Here is a 2,693-nt window from a genome sequence, read left to right on the forward strand (position 1 = left end):
GCCACCAACGGTCGCTGAGGGAGGTCAGGATTATGGCAAAGGAAACCAAGGTTATTCTGACCGATACTGTGACCGATCTGGGTCATAAGGGCGACGTTGTCGCAGTCAAGCCCGGCTATGCCCGCAACTTCCTGATTCCTCAGGGACTGGCTTTTGCCTGGTCCAAGGGGGCTGCTGCGCAGATCGAGTCCCTGCAGCGGGCCCGTCGCGCCAAGTCCATGGCCACCCGTGAGGATGCTGTGGCTGCCAAGGCCGCCATCGATGGGCAGACCGTCGAGATCGCAGCCAAGGTGTCCGATTCGGGCAAGCTCTTCGGCGGCATCTCCAACGATGCCATCGCTCAGGCTCTTCGCTCCCTGGCCGACGTGGATCCACGCACAATCTCCGTGGAGACCATCAAGACCACAGGCGAGTTCCCGGCAACCGTAGCTCTGCACCCCGAGATCTCGGCCGCTTTCACGGTCAAGGTCGTCGCTGAGTAGCAGATCCGACTCCGATTATCCCACAAACGATCCTTTGAAATAGGGATCTGGGCTTAAGCAGGAGGCCTTCCCGCAGCAGATTATGCGCGGGAAGGCCTCCTTATGCGTTACAGGGAATTGGCCAATTCAGAAATTGCCGCCGTTCCAACCCCAGTCAGTAGTAGCCGTGTAGCGGATGTAGGTGCGGTCCTTGGGGATGGACAGCTCCGATTCCAATGTATCCATGATGGTCTTGGTCAGGCTTTCCCAGGCGGACTTGGGCACGTCGCTGCCGAAGACGTTGACTTCCACATATGCGGCGGGCTTGCTGTCGTCACCAGCGAAGTAGATGGGCATGTCCGACTCGAATGGGCACATGAGCCAGCCCTCGGACTTGCCGGGGACGGCGGTGATGGCCTTGCCGTAGGCGGTCTTGATCCGCTCGCGCTGTTCGGCGGTGATGGGTGTGCTTACATGAGTGTGGATGACAGGCATGGTGCTTCCTTTCCGGTCCGTCCGGCATGACCACTCAGGATGATTCGGTTCGCCTGGCGGATGGCTGACTATTCCTGTCCCATAGTAGCCTCGCCTGGACTGGTTGGCTCAGTGCCAGCCGAAGGGCTTGTGACGCAGGGACCAGGCTCCTAGACGGTGGGCCACCGAACGCGGGTTGACCGGCTTGCCGGGTGCAGGCGCGTCCAGCAGCCACTTGCGGATCAGGAAGTTCCAGATGGCCACCACGACGGTGGCAGTGATCTTGGCGATGTTGGCGTAGAGCAGGTAACGGGCGTGCATGGTGGTGATGGCATCCGGGGGTAGCATGGCGGTACCCATCCATAGGATCACCTCATTGATTCCCAGGCCTATGACTGAGGAGACCAGGAAGACCGTAATCTCCATCCACCGTGCCATGTCCTCCCGATGCTTGAAGACGTAGCGCATGCTGGCCAGGTAGTTGAAAACCAGCGAGATCAGGAAGGAGATGGCCCCGGCCAGGACATTGTTCAGGTGCGGCCCCATGATCAGCAGGTTCATGATGCCGATGTCGATCAGGAAGGCGATGACGCCCACGATGCCGAACTTGAGCAGCTGTCCGATTAATCTACGCACGGTAGCCCATTCAATCATTCCTCCTGTGCTGTCGGGGTACCGGGAGCCGCTTGTGCGCAAAAGCCTTACGTTACGGACTTAGGCGGGTAGCTCGGTCAGAATGGGCTCCTCAGTGCTATTGCGAATCTGATGGAAGCCTACAAAGGCGATGGCCAGCGAGGCCAGGGCCAGAGTGGTGACCACCCCGAACCCGCCCTGGGATCCGTAACGGTCGATGAACTGCCCGGCCACAGCCGAACCGGCCGAGGACCCGATCGAATTCATGGCGCTCAGCCAGGCCATGCCTTCGGTGAAGCGGATGGGCGGCACCAGGTGGAGCATGAGCTGGTTGCCATTGATCCAGGTGGGTGCCTGGCAGACACCGATGATCAGGTAGATGACCATGATGGTCCACAGATTCCTGGCGAACATGAAGGTTCCGATGCCCAGGTTGACCACCAGCAGGCAGAAGTAGAAACGCTTCCAGAGGGGGATGGTCCAGTTCTTGGCCCCGTAGAGCAGAGCGCCGACCAGGGAGCTGAAGGAGAAGCAGGCGAAGACGAACCCGGTCATCTGTTTCATCCCCTGCTCGGTGGCGAAGGCGATGATGGAGATGGATGCAGCGCTCTGGAAGGCTCCCAGACCGAACCAGGTGGCACAGATGGCGATCATGCCGGCGCTCCAGAAGGCGCCGCTGTGGCCGTTCCCTCCCTCCTGGGCACGCAGACGGGCCACCTGCTGAGCCTGCCGCTCCCGGTACTCCTTGCGGGTGATGCCCTGGGCGCGCGCCATGTCTGTCTGCGAAGGGGGCTCGGTTTCTCGACAGGAGAGGAACATAAAGGCCCCGATCAGCACACAGACTCCAGTGAAAGAGAAAGCCAACACGCCGGAAATGACCGCCAGTATCGAAGCCAATGGGTTGCCGATCACCCACATGGCCTCGTCGAAGACCCCAGATAGGGACAGGGCTTGGTTGGTGGCACGGTGGTCGCCGCGTAGCAGGTGCGTCCACCGGCTACGGCTCATGGCTCCCCAGGGCGGAATGGCCGCCATGAAGGGGGTGACCAAATAGAGCACCCAGGTGGGAGCGTGGGCGGTGATGGCTGTGATCAGGACCGTGGCGGCCACAACCCAGACCAGAAC

At 60.8% G+C, this 2,693-nt stretch carries 4 protein-coding genes; 1 reads left to right on the top strand and 3 read right to left on the bottom strand.

Features of this window, described 5'->3' with window-relative positions; all coding sequences use genetic code 11:
- Nucleotides 1-32: 32 nt before the first annotated feature.
- The gene (gene rplI / locus AC0AP0_RS11500; RefSeq protein WP_198191531.1) at nt 33-482 is read left to right on the top strand and encodes a 50S ribosomal protein L9; all 450 of its coding nucleotides are present in this window, start codon (nt 33-35) and stop codon (nt 480-482) included.
- Between the two features lie 126 nt (nt 483-608).
- Here the strand turns inward: rplI and AC0AP0_RS11505 are convergent, their stop codons facing one another.
- From AC0AP0_RS11505 to AC0AP0_RS11515, 3 genes are all read right to left on the bottom strand, one after another.
- A complete protein-coding gene (locus AC0AP0_RS11505; protein ID WP_046322390.1) occupies nt 609-956 on the bottom strand; it encodes a phenylpyruvate tautomerase MIF-related protein in 348 nt (115 codons plus the stop codon).
- Nucleotides 957-1,064: 108 nt separating this feature from the next.
- Nucleotides 1,065-1,571 (bottom strand): GtrA family protein, encoded by a 507-nt coding sequence (locus AC0AP0_RS11510; protein ID WP_490430567.1) that lies wholly within the window; start codon nt 1,569-1,571, stop codon nt 1,065-1,067.
- A gap of 78 nt (nt 1,572-1,649) precedes the next feature.
- A partial coding sequence (locus AC0AP0_RS11515; protein ID WP_490430566.1) for an MFS transporter occupies nt 1,650-2,693 on the bottom strand: 1,044 nt, incomplete at its 5' end.

This window comes from Bifidobacterium sp. POST2/T3 (B1) (assembly GCF_058197115.1).